16 protein-coding genes are annotated in these 17,703 nt (G+C 63.6%); 4 read left to right on the top strand and 12 right to left on the bottom strand.

Annotated elements, in window-relative coordinates; all coding sequences use genetic code 11:
* Positions 1-71 precede the first annotated feature (71 nt).
* The 3 genes from fabB to P9254_RS19900 all read left to right on the top strand — a co-directional run bounded on the left by fabB (position 72) and on the right by P9254_RS19900 (position 3,773).
* Positions 72-1,292, top strand: coding sequence for a beta-ketoacyl-ACP synthase I (gene fabB, locus P9254_RS19910; RefSeq protein ID WP_127215722.1), 1,221 nt, complete (start codon positions 72-74; stop codon positions 1,290-1,292).
* Between the two features lie 12 nt (positions 1,293-1,304).
* Positions 1,305-2,117, top strand: a complete 813-nt coding sequence (gene fabI, locus P9254_RS19905; RefSeq protein WP_095777496.1) for an enoyl-ACP reductase FabI — start codon at positions 1,305-1,307, stop codon at positions 2,115-2,117.
* Between the two features lie 102 nt (positions 2,118-2,219).
* Complete coding sequence (locus P9254_RS19900; protein WP_278057285.1) at positions 2,220-3,773, top strand: putative bifunctional diguanylate cyclase/phosphodiesterase; 1,554 nt, start codon at positions 2,220-2,222, stop codon at positions 3,771-3,773.
* 70 nt (positions 3,774-3,843) lie between these two features.
* Here the strand turns inward: P9254_RS19900 and P9254_RS19895 are convergent, their stop codons facing one another.
* The 10 genes from P9254_RS19895 to rimP form a co-directional block, all read right to left on the bottom strand.
* The gene (locus tag P9254_RS19895; RefSeq protein WP_095799330.1) at positions 3,844-4,854 is read right to left on the bottom strand and encodes a class I SAM-dependent methyltransferase; all 1,011 of its coding nucleotides are present in this window, start codon (positions 4,852-4,854) and stop codon (positions 3,844-3,846) included.
* Between the two features lie 81 nt (positions 4,855-4,935).
* Positions 4,936-7,086 (bottom strand): polyribonucleotide nucleotidyltransferase, encoded by a 2,151-nt coding sequence (pnp, locus tag P9254_RS19890; protein ID WP_095824224.1) that lies wholly within the window; start codon positions 7,084-7,086, stop codon positions 4,936-4,938.
* 382 nt (positions 7,087-7,468) lie between these two features.
* Positions 7,469-7,780 (bottom strand): 30S ribosomal protein S15, encoded by a 312-nt coding sequence (rpsO, locus tag P9254_RS19885; RefSeq protein WP_275955123.1) that lies wholly within the window; start codon positions 7,778-7,780, stop codon positions 7,469-7,471.
* A 147-nt stretch (positions 7,781-7,927) separates the two neighbouring features.
* A complete protein-coding gene (corA, locus tag P9254_RS19880; RefSeq protein WP_127241625.1) occupies positions 7,928-9,022 on the bottom strand; it encodes a magnesium/cobalt transporter CorA in 1,095 nt (364 codons plus the stop codon).
* Between the two features lie 182 nt (positions 9,023-9,204).
* Positions 9,205-10,167, bottom strand: coding sequence for a tRNA pseudouridine(55) synthase TruB (truB, locus tag P9254_RS19875; RefSeq protein WP_067324537.1), 963 nt, complete (start codon positions 10,165-10,167; stop codon positions 9,205-9,207).
* Positions 10,168-10,587 (bottom strand): 30S ribosome-binding factor RbfA, encoded by a 420-nt coding sequence (rbfA, locus tag P9254_RS19870; RefSeq protein WP_067324535.1) that lies wholly within the window; start codon positions 10,585-10,587, stop codon positions 10,168-10,170.
* 127 nt (positions 10,588-10,714) lie between these two features.
* Positions 10,715-13,282: a translation initiation factor IF-2 gene (gene infB, locus P9254_RS19865; RefSeq protein WP_066996352.1), complete on the bottom strand. Its 2,568-nt coding sequence runs from the start codon at positions 13,280-13,282 to the stop codon at positions 10,715-10,717.
* Complete coding sequence (locus tag P9254_RS19860; protein ID WP_095777502.1) at positions 13,279-13,929, bottom strand: RNA-binding protein; 651 nt, start codon at positions 13,927-13,929, stop codon at positions 13,279-13,281. Before P9254_RS19860 ends, infB begins: the two co-directional genes overlap by 4 nt.
* Positions 13,930-13,961: 32 nt before the next feature.
* A complete protein-coding gene (gene nusA, locus P9254_RS19855) occupies positions 13,962-15,554 on the bottom strand; it encodes a transcription termination factor NusA (protein WP_066996346.1) in 1,593 nt (530 codons plus the stop codon).
* Positions 15,555-15,599: 45 nt separating this feature from the next.
* Entirely contained in the window at positions 15,600-16,235 is a 636-nt protein-coding gene (gene rimP / locus P9254_RS19850) for a ribosome maturation factor RimP (RefSeq protein WP_278057284.1), read from the bottom strand.
* A gap of 283 nt (positions 16,236-16,518) precedes the next feature.
* On the opposite strand from rimP, the gene P9254_RS19845 reads away from it, so the two are divergent.
* Positions 16,519-16,680, top strand: coding sequence for a hypothetical protein (locus P9254_RS19845; RefSeq protein ID WP_278057283.1), 162 nt, complete (start codon positions 16,519-16,521; stop codon positions 16,678-16,680).
* A gap of 101 nt (positions 16,681-16,781) precedes the next feature.
* Here P9254_RS19845 and P9254_RS19840 read toward each other — a convergent pair whose 3' ends face one another.
* Both P9254_RS19840 and P9254_RS19835 read right to left on the bottom strand, forming a co-directional pair.
* Entirely contained in the window at positions 16,782-17,291 is a 510-nt protein-coding gene (locus P9254_RS19840) for a GNAT family N-acetyltransferase (protein ID WP_278057282.1), read from the bottom strand.
* A gap of 3 nt (positions 17,292-17,294) precedes the next feature.
* On the bottom strand, positions 17,295-17,594 hold the full coding sequence (locus P9254_RS19835) for a type II toxin-antitoxin system TacA family antitoxin (RefSeq protein WP_067324525.1): 300 nt from the start codon (positions 17,592-17,594) through the stop codon (positions 17,295-17,297).
* Positions 17,595-17,703 lie beyond the last annotated feature (109 nt).

Genomic DNA, 17,703 nt, shown 5'->3' with positions numbered 1-17,703 from the left:
TTTATTTTGCGTATGATCGAAGGCGGAAACCAATTAGGTTTTTCGTCAAACTACGCCGGAAGGAGTTGCGAATGAGACGCGTCGTAGTGACAGGCCTCGGCATTGTGTCGTCGATCGGCAACAACGCCAATGAGGTGCAGGCCTCGCTTTACGATGCCAAGTCCGGCATCAGCTTTTCCAATTCCTTCGCCGAGCACGGTTTTCGCTGCCAGGTATGGGGCGCGCCGACGCTCGACCCGTCGGCGATGATCGACCGCCGCGCAATGCGTTTCCTGAGCCAAGGCGCTGCCTGGAACCATGTCGCCATGGATCAGGCGATCGCGGACGCCGGGCTCGGCGAGAGCGACATCACCAATGAGCGGACCGGCATCGTGATGGGCTCCGGCGGACCGTCTACCAGGACCATCGTGGAAGCCGCCGAAACGACGCTCAAGAACGGCAGCCCGAAGCGGATCGGTCCGTTCGCGGTGCCGAAGGCGATGTCGTCGACCGCTTCGGCCACCTTGGCCACCTGGTTCAAGATCCACGGCGTGAATTACTCGATCTCGTCCGCCTGCTCGACCTCCGCGCACTGCATCGGCAATGCCTGTGAGCTGATCCAGTGGGGCAAGCAGGATATGATGTTCGCCGGCGGCCACGAGGATCTCGACTGGACGATGTCGGACCTGTTCGACGCCATGGGCGCCATGTCGTCGAAATTCAACGACAAGGCATCGGCCGCTTCGCGCGCCTATGATGTCAACCGCGACGGCTTCGTCATCGCCGGCGGCGCGGGCGTTCTGGTGCTGGAAGAGCTGGAGCACGCCAAGGCGCGCGGCGCCAAGATCTATGCCGAGATCGTCGGCTACGGCGCGACCTCCGACGGCTACGACATGGTGGCGCCGTCCGGCGAAGGCGCCGTGCGCTGCATGCGGCAGGCGCTTGCAACCGTCTCGACGCCGGTCGACTACATCAACACGCACGGCACATCGACGCCGGTCGGCGATTCCAAGGAAATGGGCGCCATCCGCGAGGTGTTCGGCGACCACATGCCGTATATCACCTCGACCAAGTCGCTGACCGGCCATTCGCTCGGCGCCGCAGGCGTCCAGGAATCGATCTACTCCATCCTGATGATGCAGGGCGGCTTCATCGGCGAGAGCGCCCATATCGAGGAGCTCGATCCCGAATTCGAGGGCATGCCGATCGTGCGCAAGCGCATCGACAACGCCAAGATCGACACCGTCCTGTCCAACTCCTTCGGTTTCGGTGGCACCAACGCAACGCTGATTTTCCAGCGCTATTCCGCATAAGGATTGCCTTTTATGGAAGGGTTGATGAAGGGCAAGCGCGGGCTTGTCATGGGGGTCGCCAACGATCATTCGATCGCCTGGGGCATCGCCAGGAAATTGTCCGAACACGGGGCGGAACTCGCCTTCACCTATCAGGGCGACGCCTTCGGGCGGCGGGTCAAGCCGCTGGCCGAGAAGCTCGGTGCCTCGCTGGTCGTGCCTTGCGACGTCGAGGACAGCGCCTCGGTCACCGCAACCTTCCAGACGCTTCGCGAAGCCTGGGACGGCCTGGATTTCGTCGTTCACGCCATCGGCTTCTCCGACAAGAACGAGCTCAAGGGCCTCTACGCCGACACCAGCCGCGACAACTTCGTCCGCACCATGGTGATCTCCTGCTATTCCTTTACCGAGATCGCCCGCAATGCCGCCGCGCTGATGACGAACGGCGGCTCGATGATCACGCTGACCTATGCCGGGTCGGTGCGGGTCATGCCGAACTACAACGTCATGGGCGTCGCCAAGGCCGGACTCGAGGCGAGCGTGCGCTATCTCGCCAACGATTACGGCCCGCGCGGCATTCGGGTGAACGGCATCTCGGCAGGACCGGTGCGGACGCTCGCCGGCTCAGGCGTATCCGACGCACGCCACATGTTCTCTTATCAGCAGCGCAATTCGCCGCTACGGCGCACCGTCACCATCGACGAGGTTGGCGGCTCGGCGCTCTACCTGCTGTCCGATCTGTCTTCGGGAGTCACAGGCGAGATCCACTATGTCGATTCCGGCTATCACATCGTCTCCATGCCGACGCTAGAGGAACTGAAGCAGAACGACGGCCCCCGCGAATAATTCGCTAACGAAAAAAGCACCTTCCAGTAAAATTGGAGGCATTGGCGGAAACCCATTTTAAGGAGGTATCCGCTAAACGGCCCTGTAGTTCAGGGACCTTGCATGTCTGCAGTCAGCAACCCGAAGCGAACACCGCTGTTCCGGCTGATCACCATCGCCAGCTCGGCCATGGGCAGTTTTATCCTCGGACTCTGGGGGTTGCGCTTCGGCTTCGGCGACGGCCTGGCCGGCATGTCTGCCGGGACGATGGCGGCTATCATCGCCGCGCTCTGTGCCCTTTCCGCCGGCGGCGCCGCGATGTCCTTCTTCGCAGGCATCGATGAATCGGCCGAATACGTCTTCAAGGAAACCCATTTCGACAAGATGACCGGCCTGCTGACGCGCCAGGCGATCGTCGGAAAGGTCGCGGCGGCGGCAGCGGAAACGCTGGAGACCGGCGAACCGGTCTACTTGATCGATATCGACATCGACCGCTTCAAGCAGATCAACGACGCCATCGGCTACAGTCATGGCGACGAGCTGATCCGCGCCTTCACCAAAAGGCTGAAGGAGAGCATGCCGGAGGATGTCGTGATCGGACGGCTCGGCGCCGGCGAATTCGCCGTGCTCTTGCCGGACCGTGAGATCCGGGGATATCTCGAACGGTTCCTCGAAACATTCATCAACCGCATGATGGAGCCCTACCAGCTCCAGACGCATCTGCAGTCGGTCAGCATGTCCGTCGGCATCGTGGCGATGCCGAAGGACGGCGTCGATCCGGTGCTCATCCTTCGCCGTTCGAACCTGGCGCTGCAGAATGCGCGCGCAAGCGGCATCGGCAACTGGTCGGTCTTCCACGCCGACATGGGCCGCGTTGCGGACCACCGGCAATGGATTGAATCGGAGCTCAAAACCGCCTTCGACCGCGGCGACTTCAGCCTCCACTACCAGCCGCAATTCGACCTGCAGGGCGGCCGTGTCGTCGGCTATGAAGCGCTGATCCGGTGGAAGCATCCGGAACGCGGCATGATCCCGCCGATGGAATTCATTCCGATCGCCGAGGAAACCGGCATGATCAACCCGATCGGCGAATGGGTGCTGCGCAAGGCTTGCAGCGACGCCCAGTACCTGCCGGAGGATTGCTTCGTCGCCGTCAACATCTCGCCGGTCCAGTTCATGACCAGGGACTTCGTCGGCATCGTGCGCCAGACCATGGCATCGACCGGCATCAAGCCGTCGCGGCTGGAACTCGAAGTCACCGAAACGGCGATGATGCAGGACCGCGACCGCGCGGCCGTCATCCTGCGGCAACTCGCCGAGATGGGCATCTCGGTCGCCGTCGACGATTTCGGCACCGGCTATTCCAACCTGAGCTATCTGATCGACTTCTCGTTCGGCAAGCTGAAGATCGACCGCTCCTTCGTCAGCCGCATCGATAATGATTCCAGCTCGGGCGCTGTCGTCTCGACCATCGTCGGGCTATCGCGGGCGCTCGGCGTCGGCATCATCGCCGAAGGCGTCGAGACCGAGAACCAGGCGACGCTGCTGAGAGCCGCCGGTTGCGAGGTCGTGCAGGGTTATCTGTTCGGCCGCCCCGCGCCGCTCGAGATCGAGCTCGGCGCGTTGCGCCCTGTTCATGCCAGGCGCGAGCCGGCACGCCTCGTCAGCCTGCAGTAGGGCGCTGCGTCCATTTCCTGGAGCAATCACGGGGACGGAAAACCGTCTCACGCTTTACCTGGAATTGCTTTTAACGCCGCGCCGAAAACACCTTGAACATGCCATCGCGCGCGACCTCGGCGTGACTGGAGAAGGCTCCCGCCAGCACCTGTTCGTAGGGCAACTGCCGGTTCGCCACCATGAACAGGCGTCCGCCTGGTTTCAGTGCCTTCGACGCCGCACGGATCATGCCAGCGCCGATGCCCGGGTCGGCAGCCCTGCCGCTGTGGAAGGGCGGGTTCATGACGATCGCGTCGTAACCTCGCTCGACCGTTTCGGTCAGCAGATCGGTCCAGAAGAAGCGGGGCTCGACTGCGGTTGCGCGGATATTGACCTTTGCCGCCTCCAGGGCCTCGAAATCCGCTTCGTAGAGGTCGAGACCGGAAAGCCCTGTCGAGCGTTCCATCACTCCGGCCGCCAGATAGCCCCAGCCGGCACAGAAATCGGCTACATTGCCCGCAAGTTCCTGCGGCAGGCTGTCCAGCAGAAGCTTCGACCCCGCGTCGACCCGATCGAAGGAGAACATGCCGGGCGCGGTGCGGAAGCGGCCTTCGACGACCAGATCGGGATTGGCGGCGCGAAGCGCCCGGGCCGCATCCATGCCGGCCCGGCGGAACCAGAAGGCGACGCCGTGATGCTTCGGCAGGTGGGCTTCGAGCGGCGCCAGCGCGCCCACGCGCTTGCGCAGGCTATCGATGCCGTCTTCCTTGCCGCCGGCGACGACGATCAACCCGCCGGGCGCGACGCGCTCGATGGCTTCGGCGATGCGCAGCTCGTTCTGGCCGCGATGCCGGCCGGCCAGCACAAGGGCAGCATCGAAGGCCGAGCCTTCCGCCTGCGGCGTGACCGAATAGCCGGCTGCCTGCAGAGCACGAAAATGCGGCCGAAAACCTTGCACGAGATGCAGCGCCGCAGCGACGCCGCCGGGCAAACGGAAACCAGGCTCAGCGCCAAGAAAGAGGATCCGGGCATCGCTTCGCGGCCAAGGCAGCGCTTCGGCCTCAAACGGATAGAACAGCGTCTTCAGCGGCTCAGCGGCCATTCACCTACCCTTGAAGGGCGCTTGAAATAGAAACGGGCGCGACCTTGCAGCGCGCCCGTTTCAATCATGCGGTCAGGCCGATCAGGCGGCGTCTTCCTCGCCTTCCGGCTTCTTCTTTTCCTGAACGATTTCCTTGCCGGTCGCCTGGTCGACGACCTTCATCGACAGGCGCACCTTGCCGCGCTCGTCGAAGCCCATCAGCTTGACCCAAACCTTGTCGCCTTCCTTGACGACGTCGGAGGTCTTGGCGACGCGCTCATTGGCGAGTTGCGAGATGTGGACGAGGCCGTCGCGCGGGCCGAAGAAGTTGACGAAGGCGCCGAAGTCGGCCGTCTTAACGACGGTACCTTCGTAGATCTCGCCGACTTCCGGCTCGGCGACGATGGTGTGGATCCACTTCTTCGCCGCCTCGATCTCCTTGGCGTTGGCCGACGCGATCTTGACCGTGCCGTCATCCTCGATGTTGATCTTGGCGCCGGTCTTCTCGACGATCTCGCGGATCACCTTGCCGCCGGAGCCGATGACGTCGCGGATCTTGTCGGTCGGGATGTGCATGACCTCGATGCGCGGCGCGAATTCGCCGAGCTCGGCGCGCGAGGAAGATATGGCATGCGCCATCTCGCCCAGGATGTGCAGCCGGCCTTCCTTGGCCTGGCCGAGCGCGATGCCCATGATCTCCTCGGTGATGCCATCGATCTTGATGTCCATCTGCAGCGAGGTGACGCCGTTGGCGGTGCCGGCGACCTTGAAGTCCATGTCGCCGAGATGATCCTCGTCGCCAAGGATGTCGGAGAGCACCGCGAAGCGCTCGCCTTCCTTGATCAGGCCCATGGCGATGCCGGCCACGGGCTTGGCGATCGGCACGCCGGCATCCATCAGCGCCAGCGAGGTGCCGCAGACCGTCGCCATCGAGGACGAGCCGTTCGACTCGGTGATCTCCGAGACGACGCGCAGCGTGTACGGGAACTGGTCCGCCGAAGGCAGCATCGGGTGGATCGCGCGCCAGGCAAGCTTGCCGTGGCCGATCTCGCGGCGGCCCGGCGAGCCCATGCGGCCGGTTTCGCCAACCGAATAGGGCGGGAAGTTGTAGTGGAGGAGGAACTTCTCCTTGTACATGCCGGTCAGCGAATCGACGAACTGCTCATCCTCGCCGGTGCCGAGCGTGGCAATGACCAGCGCCTGAGTCTCGCCGCGGGTGAACAGCGCCGAACCATGGGTACGCGGCAGGACGCCGACTTCGGCGACGATCTTGCGCACGGTCTTCAGGTCGCGGCCGTCGATGCGCGAGCCGGTGTCCAGGATGTTCCAGCGTACGACCTTGGCCTGGAGCTCCTTGAAGACGCTTGCGATCTGCTCGGACGAATATTTCGGATCCTCGCCTTCGGCCGGCGTGAACGCGGCCTTGACCTTCGCCTTGACGGCGTCGACGGCCGCGTAGCGGGACTGCTTCTCGATGATCTTGTAGGCGTCGCGAAGCTCGTCGCCGACAACCTTCAGCATCTCGCCTTCGAGCTGCGAATGGTCCGGCGCGGTGAAGTCGCGCGGATCCTTGGCGGCGACCTCGGCCAGCTTGATGATGGCGTCGATCACCGGCTGGAAGCTCTTGTGACCGAACACGACGGCGCCGAGCATGAGCTCCTCGCTGAGCTCCTTGGCCTCGGATTCGACCATCAGCACGGCGTCGGCGGTGCCGGCGACGACGAGGTCGAGCTTCGATTCCTCCATCTCGTCGATATGCGGATTGAGCACATACTCGCCGTTGATGTAGCCGACGCGGGCGCCGCCGATCGGACCCATGAAGGGCACGCCGGACAGGGTGAGCGCGGCCGAGGTAGCGACGATCGACAGGATGTCCGGATCGTTCTCGAGATCGTGCTGGACGACGGTGACGACGATCTGGGTGTCGTTCTTGTAGCCGTCAGCAAACAGCGGGCGGATCGGGCGGTCGATCAGGCGGGAAACCAACGTTTCCTTCTCGCTCGGACGGCCCTCGCGCTTGAAGTAGCCGCCCGGAATCTTGCCGGCGGCATAGGTCTTTTCCTGGTAATTGACGGTGAGCGGGAAGAAATCGAGGCCGGGCTTCGGCTCCTTCATCGAAACGACGGTGGCGAGAACCACGGTCTCGCCGTAGGTGGCGAGCACCGCGCCGTCAGCCTGGCGAGCGATCTTGCCGGTTTCCAGGATGAGCGGACGGCCGCCCCATTCGATTTCCACTTTGTGTTGATTGAACATATCTTGTCCTTCATGTGCGGAAAGGGCCGCGCCGTCTCAACGGTCGCGGAGCATCCCTTCCCTGGCTTCCTTCGGGCAGCCACGGGCAAGACAACGGGAAGCTCGACAGGTGGCGATTGCCGAGCGAGCATCCTGCAATCCTGCCCCATGACCGTCCATGGGCGGTTCCGAACGGCCCTTTGCGCTTCCGGAACCGGGTCTGGCCGACCGGTCGGCCGGTCCTTTGCGCACGACGCCGGAAACCCCTGTTTCCGAGACGCGCCATGCGCGAATGCGAATTTCGAGAGCGCGGCGCGCTCCACTCCAGCATCGGGCACCGGAGCGACCGGTCCGCCAATGCGCGACCGGCGGGCTCTCCGCAGAGAGCCCGCCGGTCAATTCGTCAGCGACGGAGACCGAGCTTGTCGATCAGCGTCTGATAGCGCGTGTCATCCTTGCGCTTGAGGTAATCAAGCAGGCTGCGGCGCTGGGAAACGAGAGCAAGCAAACCACGGCGGGAATGGTTATCCTTCTTGTGGTCCTTGAAGTGCTCCGTCAGGTTCTTGATGCGCTCGGAAAGGATGGCAACCTGGACTTCCGGGGACCCGGTATCGCCCTTCGCGGTCGCGAATTCGGCCATCAGTTCTTTTTTGCGATCGGCAGTAATCGACATCGTGTTTTTCCTTATCTGTTCGAGGAAACGGGACGCCCTCAGCCGGGATGTCGTCCAGCAGGGGCCGGTGCAAGCAGCGCGTCAGGGCGCGAAGCTGCCGCGCATATAGTGCAATTTCCCGCAAAACACCAGACTAATTGTCAAGCCGGCTTGTCGCATGTCCTGCCGCAAAAACAGAGGGTTCTGCTGCTACAGCCACTTCTTCCATTTGAAGAAGGCGACGAGCCCGACAGCAACGACCAGCATGAACAAAAGTGCCGCCGGGTAGCCGTAGTAGGCCTTGAGCTCCGGCATGTTCCAGGGCGAGCTATCCGGGTCGAAGTTCATGCCCCAGACACCGACGAGGAAGGTGAGCGGCATGAAGATCACCGAGACGATGGTCAGATAGGAGATGACGTCGTTGGTGCGTGCCTGGGTCAGCGACAGATGCATTTCGATCAAGCCGGTCAGCATGTCGCGCTGGGTCTCGACCAGTTCGATTAGCCGCAGCGCATGGTCGAGCGTATCGTTGAAGAATATCTTGGTCTCGGCCTGCACGAAGGGCACGTCGTTGCGGATCAGCGTCGCCAGCGCGTCGCGCATCGGCCACAGAACGCCCTTCAGCACATTGGCGTCGCGCCGCAATTCGTGCAACTGCCGCATCTGGTGCTTGTGGGGCGTGTTGAGCATCTGGTCTTCGATGCCGTCGACCAATTCGCTCACCGTCTCGATCGGCGGGAAATAGCTGTCGACGATGGCGTCGATCAGCGCATAGGCGAGATAGTCGGCGCCGCGCGAGCGCAGCCGGTTGGGCATGGGAGCCGCGATGCGCTTGCGCACTGGATCGAACGGGTCGCCCTCGCGCTCCTGAAAGGTGACGACGAAATTCTCGCCGAAGAACACCGCGATCTGCTCGTAGCGATGCGCGGCGACATCGTCGATCATGCGCATGACGACGAAGGCGTGGTCCTCGAAGAAATCCACCTTCGGCCGCTGGCCGGTGTTGACGACATCCTCGAGCGCCAGCGGATGAAGGTCGAAAATCCGGCCGATCTCTTCGATCAGCGGGATGTTCGCGAGCCCCGTGCAATCAAGCCAGACGACCGGCCAGCGGTCGCAATGGGTGTTGAGCTCGTCGATGCTGGCATTGTCGATGGTTTTGTATTTCTCCGGCGAGATCAACGTCAGCCGAAGCTCGCTGCGCCGCGCCGCCGGATCGGCGATCAAGGTGCCGGGCGAAGCGCCGACCGGCGGCCGGCGGATTTTCAGCGGCGCCCGCCTTCCGACGGTCTCAGCCATTGCCACAATCCTCTGGGCCATAATCCTCTGGGCCATGATTCCTCTGGGCCATGATTCCTCTGGGCCATGAGCTCCCCTGGGGCGCGACGTCATAGCAGATCGCTGCTCTAACCGTCGGTTTTCATGCAATTCCGACGGAACCGTTACACGTTTTCCTGGAACTGCGAGCCGAAACTAGCCGAGTGCCGTCAACCGGCAAAGACCCGCTTGGGCTTGAACATGCCCTGTTCTATGGCGCCGATGGCGACGAGCTTGCCACGCGCCGTGGCACAGGCCTCCTCGGCCTCGACCGGCGCGTCGCGCCCTCGAATGATGACGGGATTGCCGAGGCGGATCTTGGTCGCGGCGTCGTCGCTGACGGCGACCTGCGGCAAGCAGTCAAGTGCTGCGGCGGTCTCGACCAGCAGCGCATCGATGGCGCCGAAATCGACCGACACCTCGGCTTCTTCGTCCGCATTCTCATCCGTCTTGCCGCCGAAGCGCGCCGCTTCGAGCTCGGCGACGGTGACGAAATCGTCCGCCGTGAACGGCTCGACCTCGACGCGGCGCAACTCGGAGATGTGGCCGAAGCAGCCCAGATCGCGACCCATGTCGCGCGCCAGCGAGCGCACATAGGTGCCCTTGCCGCACTCGACCTCGAAGACGGTTCTATCGACACCATGCTCGACGATGTCCAAACGGCCGATTTCGATCTCGCGGGCGGGAATGTCGACCGTCTCCCCGTCGCGGGCAAGATCGTAGGCGCGCTCGCCGGCAATCTTGACGGCAGAGAATTGCGGCGGCGTCTGCATGATGACGCCGGTGTATTTCGGCAGCAGCGCCCGCACCTCGGCCTCGGCCGGGCGGCGGTCCGAGCTGTTCGTCACCGGCCCTTCGAGGTCGTCGGTCGACCGCTCCTCGCCCCAGGCGACGGTGAAGCGGTAGACCTTGGCGCCATCCTGCACGTAAGGCACGGTCTTGGTCGCCTCGCCGAGCGCGATCGGCAGCATGCCGGAAGCCAACGGGTCGAGCGTGCCGGCATGGCCGGCCTTCTCCGCCTGGAACAGCCATTTGATCTTGGAGACGGCTTCGGTCGAGCCCATGCCGACCGGCTTGTCCAGCACCACCCAGCCGGAGACCGGCCGGCCCTTCTTCTTGCCGCGGCGCGCCACCTATTCCTCGTCCTTGTCGTTGTTTTTATTCTGGTGGTCGAGATCGCGCGCGACCTCGGGCGATTTCAGCAATTCGTTGATCCTGGCGAAATTGTCGAAAGACGTATCGAGCCGGAAGCGAAACTCGGGCATGTACTTCATCTGCCTGAGCGCGCCCGAGACGCGGCCGCGAATGAATTTCGCATGCCTGTTGAGCGCCCCGACCACGGCATCGGCGTCGCCGACACCAAGCGGAGAAACGAAAGCGGTGGCGATCTTGAGGTCGGGCGACATGCGTACTTCCGAGACCGAGACGACACTGTTCTCGATCACCGGGTCGATGATTTCGCCGCGCTGCAGGGTCTCGGATAGGGCGTGACGCACCTGCTCACCGACGCGCAGCATGCGCTGGGAGGGGCCTGATGTTGTCGAACGGGACATTTTTCTTCAGTCCTGAAATCGTGAAGCGCGGGATGGGACCGCGCCACATGTCTCAACTACGAAACAAGGATCTCGGACAGCAGCCTTGCGGCCGCCGCCCGGTGAATTCCGGCAAGTATATCCGAAATTAGAGCGTCCGGCTCACCATCTCGACGCGGAAGCACTCGATGACGTCGCCGACGCGCATGTCCTCGTAGTTCTGGAAGGCCATGCCGCATTCCTGACCGCCCGGCACTTCCGAAACCTCGTCCTTGAAGCGCTTCAGCGTCTTCAGCGTGCCTTCGTGGACGACGACGTTGTCGCGGATCAGGCGCACGCCCGCGCCACGCTCGACCTTGCCTTCGGTGACGCGGCAGCCGGCGATCTTGCCGACCTTCGAGATGTCGAAGATCTCGAGGATCTCGGCATTGCCGATGAAGGTCTCGCGCCGCTCGGGCGAGAGCATGCCGGAAAGAGCTGCCTTAACGTCATCGACGAGGTTGTAGATGATCGAATAGTAGCGGATCTCGATGCCGGCAGCGGCAGCAGCCGTGCGCGCCTGCGCATTGGCGCGGACGTTGAAGCCGATGATCGCAGCGCCCGAGGTCTCGGCAAGCGAGACGTCGGTTTCTGTGATGCCGCCGGCACCCGAATGGACGATCCGTACCCTGACCTCGTCGTTGCCGAGCTTTTCGAGCGCAGCGTTGATCGCCTCGATCGAGCCCTGCACGTCGCCCTTGATGACCAGCGGAAACTCCTTCAGCCCGCTCGCTTGCAACTGCGACATCATCTGCTCGAGCGAGCCGCGCTGGCCGGCATGCTTGGCCACCGCCTTCTCGCGCGCCAGGCGCTGGCGATACTCGGTGATCTCACGCGCACGCGCCTCGTTGTTGACGACCGCGAAGCGGTCGCCTGCCTGCGGCGTGCCCTGGAGGCCGAGCACCTCGACCGGCATTGCCGGCGGCGCTTCCGGCACATGCTCGCCGCGATCGTTGACCAGCGCGCGGACACGGCCCCATTCGTTGCCGGCGACGATGATGTCGCCGGGCATCAGCGTGCCGGTCTGCACCAGCACGGTGGCGACCGGACCGCGGCCCTTGTCCAGCTGCGCCTCGATGACCGCGCCTTCGGCGGTGCGGTCGGGATTGGCCTTGAGGTCGAGGACTTCGGCTTGCAGCAGAATCGCTTCCAGCAGCTTGTCGAGATTGGTGCCCTTGGTCGCCGAAACCTCGACGTCCAGCACCTCACCGCCCATCGATTCCACGAACACTTCGTGGCGCAGCAGTTCAGTGCGCACCTTCTGCGGGTCGGCGTCGCGCTTGTCGATCTTGTTGATCGCCACGATGATCGGCACGCCGGCCGCCTTGGCGTGATTGATCGATTCGATCGTCTGGGGCATGACGCTGTCGTCGGCCGCCACCACCAGCACGGCGATGTCGGTCACCTGGGCGCCGCGAGCGCGCATCGCCGTGAAGGCGGCGTGGCCGGGCGTGTCGATGAAGGTGATCTTCTGACCGTTCTTCTCGATCTGGTAGGCGCCGATATGCTGGGTGATGCCGCCGGCCTCGCCTGAGACGACATTGGCGTTGCGGATGGCGTCGAGCAGCGAGGTCTTGCCGTGGTCGACATGGCCCATGATGGTCACCACGGGCGGACGCGACACCAGGTCTTCCGGGCGGTCGGCGATGTTGAACAGGCCTTCCTCGATGTCGGACTCGGCGACGCGGCGGACCGTATGGCCGAACTCGGAAGCGACCAGCTCGGCCGTATCGGCGTCGATGACGTCGCCCGGCTTCAAGATCTGGCCCTGCTTCATGAAGAACTTGACCACGTCCACGGCGCGCTCGGACATGCGCTGCGCCAGTTCCTGGATGGTGATGGTTTCGGGCAGGATCACTTCGCGCATGACTTTCTCGCGCGGCTCGTTGTGCATCGCGCGCTTGAATTTTTCCTGGCGGCGGCGCATCGACGACAGCGAGCGGCCGCGCGCATCTTCATCCGACAGCGCGGTGTTCAGCGTCAGCTTGCCGCGGCGACGGTCTTCCTCGCCCTTGGTCGGCTTGGCCGGCCGCGCGACTTCCGGCGTGACCAGACGGCGCACAGGCGCTCCGGCGCCGGCACCACCAGGGCGCCGCGGCTTGACCTCCTCTTCCTCGTCGGCCGTGGCCAGTTCGGCGGCTTGCGGGGCGCGGCGGCGCGCTTCTTCCTCGGCGCGGCGGCGGGACTCGGCCTCGGTTTGCAGACGTGCCTCTTCCTCGGCCTGACGGCGGGCGGACTCCTCACGCTCGCGCTTGCGGCGCTCTTCCTCCTCGGCGCGGCGCTTGGCCTCTTCCTGGGCGCGCTGACGATCCTCGATCTCACGTGCCTTGGAGCCTTCGAGCGCCCTGCGGCGCGCTTCCATCTCGCCGCGCGACAATTCGTTCAGCACCATGCCGGAGCGTTCCGGCTGCGGCGGCGCCTTTGGCGCTTCCGGCACGGCAGGCGCGGGTGCCGCGGCTGCGGGCTTCGGGGTGAAGACGGACGGTGCCACCGGCTCCGGCTTGTCGCCGGGCAGCGAGAACTTGCGCTTCTTGGTCTCGACCACGACCGACTTGGTGCGTCCGTGCGAGAAATTCTGGCGCACGGTGCCCTGCTCGAGGCCAGGGCGCTTCAGCGTCAAGGTCTTCTTCGGCGTAACGCTCAACGTCTTGTCGTCGCCCGATTTCGTATCGCTCATTCCATATCCTCTGCGGCATCATCATCGTCAGCAACGGCCGCAAGCATTGCCAAATCGTCCGGGGTTCCGCCCCGATAACGGTCGAGCGCAACCATGCGCTTCTCAACCGCCTTACCCGCATCCTGCGCGAGGACGGCAGCATGTATCACATTTGTACCCCCCAATGCCAAGCTCAACTCGGCTTCGGGGAAAAGTTTGTAGGCCGGTGTAGCGGGGCCGCCGAGATGAACGGTTGCCCGCCGCGCCTGACTGATCTTGCGCACGCCGTCGTCCGAGGCTTCCCTCGCGTGCAGCACGAAGAGCGCCTGCCCGTCGCGCACGGCAGCCTCTACCTTGGCGGCGCCCAGTACGACCGCTCCGGCCTTGCGAGCAAGACCCAACATGCCCAGGGCGGATCTGGAAAGCAGCCCGTCGACCATGTCGCCGAGTTCGGCTGGAACGGTGACCTGCGCCTTGAAAGCGCGGGCAAACAGGTTCTTCGCCGCTGCCTTGTCGATATGTAGGCGATCGGCGGTGACCCAGCAACCGCGGCCGGGCAGATTTCGCTTGATGTCCGGAACGACGGCCGAATCCGGGCCGACGACGAAGCGGATCAGTTCATCCGCTTCGGCCTGCCTGCGCGTGACGATGCAAGTGCGATCGTTCATGTCGTCCACGGGTTTTGCGATTGGTGGTCACCTCACGCACCGACGGTTTCACCGGCCGCTTCCTCAGCGGCCAGTTCTTCCTCGGAAATCCAGCCGGCCTTCTTGCGAGCGGTCAGCACCATCTGCTCGGCATCGGCGCGCGAGACGCCGTGATCGGCGAGCACACCGGGATAGACCTTGGTCTCGCCGTCCTTGCGTTCCTTCCAGCCGATCAGGTCGTCGGCGGCATAGCCGGCGAAGTCCTCGATCGTCTTCACGCCGTCCTCGCCGAGGGTCACCATCATGGCCGTGGTGATGCCGGGGATCTCGCGCAGCTCGTCCTCGACGCCGAGCGCCTTGCGCTTCTCGTCGTGCTCGGCCTCGATCTTCTCCAGATATTCGCGGGCGCGCGACTGGATTTCCGAAGCGGTGTCCTCGTCGAAGCCGTCGATCGAGGAGATTTCGCCAGAATCGACATAGGCGACTTCCTCGACGCTGGTGAAGCCTTCCGAGGCAAGCACCTGGCCGACCATCTCGTCGACATCGAGGGCTTCCATGAAGAGGGCCGAACGCTCGACGAATTCCTTCTGGCGGCGCTCGCTCTCTTCCTGCTCGGTCAGGATGTCGATGTCCCAGCCGGTGAGCTGCGAGGCAAGACGCACGTTCTGGCCGCGGCGGCCGATGGCCAGCGACAGCTGGTCGTCCGGCACGACCACCTCGATGCGCTCCGCATCCTCGTCGAGCACCACCTTGGCGACTTCGGCCGGCTGCAGCGCATTGACGATGAAGGAAGCGGCCGAAGGCGACCACGGAATGATATCGATCTTCTCGCCCTGCAATTCGCCGACCACCGCCTGGACGCGGCTGCCGCGCATGCCGACGCAGGCGCCGACCGGATCGATGGAGGAATCCCGCGAGATGACGGCGATCTTGGCGCGCGAGCCCGGATCGCGGGCGACCGACTTGATCTCGATGATGCCGTCGTAGATCTCCGGCACTTCCATGGTGAAGAGCTTGGCCATGAACTGCGGATGCGTGCGCGACAGGAAGATTTGCGGGCCGCGCTGCTCGCGGCGCACGTCGTAGACATAGGCGCGGACGCGGTCGCCATATTTGTAGTTCTCGCGCGGGATCAGCTCGTCGCGCCGGATGATCGCCTCGCCGCGGCCGAGGTCGACGATGACGTTGCCATATTCGACGCGCTTGACGGTGCCGTTGACGATCTCGCCGATGCGGTCCTTGTACTCGTCATACTGACGATCGCGCTCGGCCTCGCGCACCTTCTGGACGATGACCTGCTTGGCCGACTGCGCGGCGATGCGGCCGAAATCCATCGGCGGCAGCTGTTCGGCGATGAAGTCGCCGAGCTGGGCGTCGGGATTGCGCTCGCGCGCCGTGGAAAGGGCGATCTGCGTCGCGTAATCCTCGACCTTCTCGACCACTTCCATCAGCCGCTGCAGCTTCATCTCGCCCGTATTGGGATTGATGTCGGCACGGATATTGGTTTCCTGCCCATAACGCGAACGCGCCGCCTTCTGGATCGCATCGGCCATCGCGGCGATGACGATCTGCTTATCGATCGACTTTTCACGCGCGACCGCATCGGCGATCTGCAGCAGTTCGAGCCTGTTGGCGCTTACAACCATTGTCTTTCTCCCGACTTCGCTCCGGGCATCGGCCCTGAAGCTCGATCAACTTTCGTGTTCGGTTTCGTTTTCTTCGCCGGCGATTGCATCTTCTTCCGCTTCGCCCCGGCGTTTTTTTGCTTCCTTGCGGGCCCTGTTGTCCTTCGACAGGGCCTCGCGGATAAGATCGTCGGTCAGCACCAGACGCGCCTCGGCAATCGCGTCATAGGGCACGCGCACCGTCGGCTCTTCGCCATAGGCCGCCTTGTCGCGCTCCAGCAAGATGCCGTCGGAGTCCGCCTCGGCGATCTTGCCTTTGAAGCGCTTGCGGTCGCCGATGAGGACCGACGTCTCCATCTTGACCAGATGGCCGGTCCAGGTGGTGAAATCCGATTTGCGCACCAGCGGCCGGTCGATGCCCGGCGACGAGACTTCGAGATGATACGCCTTTTCGATCGGATCTTCGACATCGAGCGCGGGCGAAACCGCGCGGCTGACCTCTTCGCAATCCTCGACGGTCATGGTGCCGTCGTCGCGCTCGGCCATGATTTGCAGCGTCAGCCCGTTCTGGCCGGTCAGTTGCACCCGCACGAGGCGGAAGCCGATGGCCTTCAGCACCGGCTGTATGATCAGCGCAATGCGCGCATCGATACCGCTTTCGCGGATGATACGGTCGTCGGCCTCGCTTGCCGCTGCGGTCATAAGTTTCCTGTCGCCTTGTCGCTCCGGCCGGCAGGTAACAAAAAAGAGCGGGACCGGGTGGACCCACTCTTCGTCATACCGACCAAGAATTTGAGGCTGATATAAACGATCCCGCCCGGCGTTTCAAGCCTGACGATGCATCGGAAGCCCCGACGGTAGCAGCGTTGCGTGCCGAGCATGGCAGCCATGCGCCGGCGCCTCTGTAACCTTCGCCTGCCGACAACCATCTATGTTGCGGTGCAGAAAGAAAGGTCGGGCGCACTGGCGCGCGAAGGTATTTGTCATGGACCGTGGATTGTTTTTTGTGATTGGCGATTTTCTTGGCACGTTCGGCAGCGCGGCTGCCGCATCGCGGGCCGTCGAGGCGAACCGCAAGCCGCGCCGCAGCGACCTGAAGAAACTCGGCATCGACCTGGCCGCTTTCGACAAGCTCGGCCGCTTTTAGGCCGCCCACGGAAGAAACGGACAATAGCTGAGTTCGAGCTTAAGCCTCGAGGCGCAGAATTCGTTGGCGGTCGCGGCTTCTTCGAGAGGCAGCCCTCGCCCCTACTTCTGGGCTTCTACGAGCGACGCAGCGATTGCAGCAATCGAACGGAACAAGACAAGCGGATCGTCCTTCGTCGGCAGAAATCCCCGTCTTTGCCAGAATTGCGCCGCCTCCCCGTCGATTGCATTGACCATGAGCGCACGTCCTCCAATCAGATCTGCAGCCTGAACGCAGCGCTGGAGCGCGTGCTTCAGCAAGCCAGTGCCGACACCGCGCCCAGCCCATTCTGTATCGGTCGCAAGCTGGCCAAGGAGAAGACAGGGCACCGGATCGGGCGGTTGCCCTTTGCGAATCGACCGGGGCAAGATCGACGGCACCACAGCCGTCGGCGCCAAGGCATAATATCCGACCACTCGGCCGGCCTCGTGGACAACGAGAACGGCCGTGAAGCCTTTCTCCTGATTGGAGAGCGCGCGCGTTTTCAGCCAGTGATCAAGTGTAGGTTTCCCGCAGGAAAACCCGGAAACGTCGTGAGCTGCGCCAAGCGGTTCGGGAGCCGATAAGGCCACGGCCTAGCGCTTTGCTGCGTAACCGGCTTCCCAGGGCGCGGGCCGCTTTGCCAATTCCACCATGTCGGGAACCGGAGCGACCGGGGCTGACAGAACCTCGATAAACTCCGCGAAGCCTTCCGGGCTCATGCGGATAAGGCGGCTGTCCATCAACACATCTTCGGCCGCGCGCACGGCAGCATCGCGCACGAAATCCGTGCGGGACCGGCCGCGGAGAGCGGCGGCACGATCAATGATCGCCACGTCCGCCTCCGGCAGGCGCATCGAGATCGGGTATTCCTTACGTTCCACCGTGGCGGCCATAGTTAATCTCCCTGCCGTTAATATGGCAGCATGTAGCGCGAACTGCAATACATCAATCGTCCAAGCCGGCCGCAAGCCGAGTTCTCTGCGACCGGACGACCGCTTTGGC

Origin of the sequence: Mesorhizobium sp. WSM4983, from assembly GCF_029625765.1 — a bacterium.
GTDB lineage: Bacteria > Pseudomonadota > Alphaproteobacteria > Rhizobiales > Rhizobiaceae > Mesorhizobium.
Note: the sequence above shows the minus strand (reverse complement) of the source record. Positions and strands in the feature narration are given on the sequence as shown.

What these genes read in the sequence shown, in the direction of transcription:
- P9254_RS19900 (WP_278057285.1), top strand. Translation starts at nt 2,220, where the DNA reads ATGTCTGCAGTCAGCAACCCGAAGCGAACACCGCTGTTCCGGCTGATC.
- P9254_RS19860 (WP_095777502.1), bottom strand. Translation starts at nt 13,929, where the DNA reads ATGAACGATCGCACTTGCATCGTCACGCGCAGGCAGGCCGAAGCGGAT.
- fabI (WP_095777496.1), top strand. Translation starts at nt 1,305, where the DNA reads ATGGAAGGGTTGATGAAGGGCAAGCGCGGGCTTGTCATGGGGGTCGCC.
- infB (WP_066996352.1), bottom strand. Translation starts at nt 13,282, where the DNA reads ATGAGCGATACGAAATCGGGCGACGACAAGACGTTGAGCGTTACGCCG.
- nusA (WP_066996346.1), bottom strand. Translation starts at nt 15,554, where the DNA reads ATGGTTGTAAGCGCCAACAGGCTCGAACTGCTGCAGATCGCCGATGCG.
- rimP (WP_278057284.1), bottom strand. Translation starts at nt 16,235, where the DNA reads ATGACCGCAGCGGCAAGCGAGGCCGACGACCGTATCATCCGCGAAAGC.
- P9254_RS19895 (WP_095799330.1), bottom strand. Translation starts at nt 4,854, where the DNA reads ATGGCCGCTGAGCCGCTGAAGACGCTGTTCTATCCGTTTGAGGCCGAA.
- P9254_RS19835 (WP_067324525.1), bottom strand. Translation starts at nt 17,594, where the DNA reads ATGGCCGCCACGGTGGAACGTAAGGAATACCCGATCTCGATGCGCCTG.
- rbfA (WP_067324535.1), bottom strand. Translation starts at nt 10,587, where the DNA reads ATGTCCCGTTCGACAACATCAGGCCCCTCCCAGCGCATGCTGCGCGTC.
- fabB (WP_127215722.1), top strand. Translation starts at nt 72, where the DNA reads ATGAGACGCGTCGTAGTGACAGGCCTCGGCATTGTGTCGTCGATCGGC.
- pnp (WP_095824224.1), bottom strand. Translation starts at nt 7,086, where the DNA reads ATGTTCAATCAACACAAAGTGGAAATCGAATGGGGCGGCCGTCCGCTC.
- P9254_RS19845 (WP_278057283.1), top strand. Translation starts at nt 16,519, where the DNA reads ATGGACCGTGGATTGTTTTTTGTGATTGGCGATTTTCTTGGCACGTTC.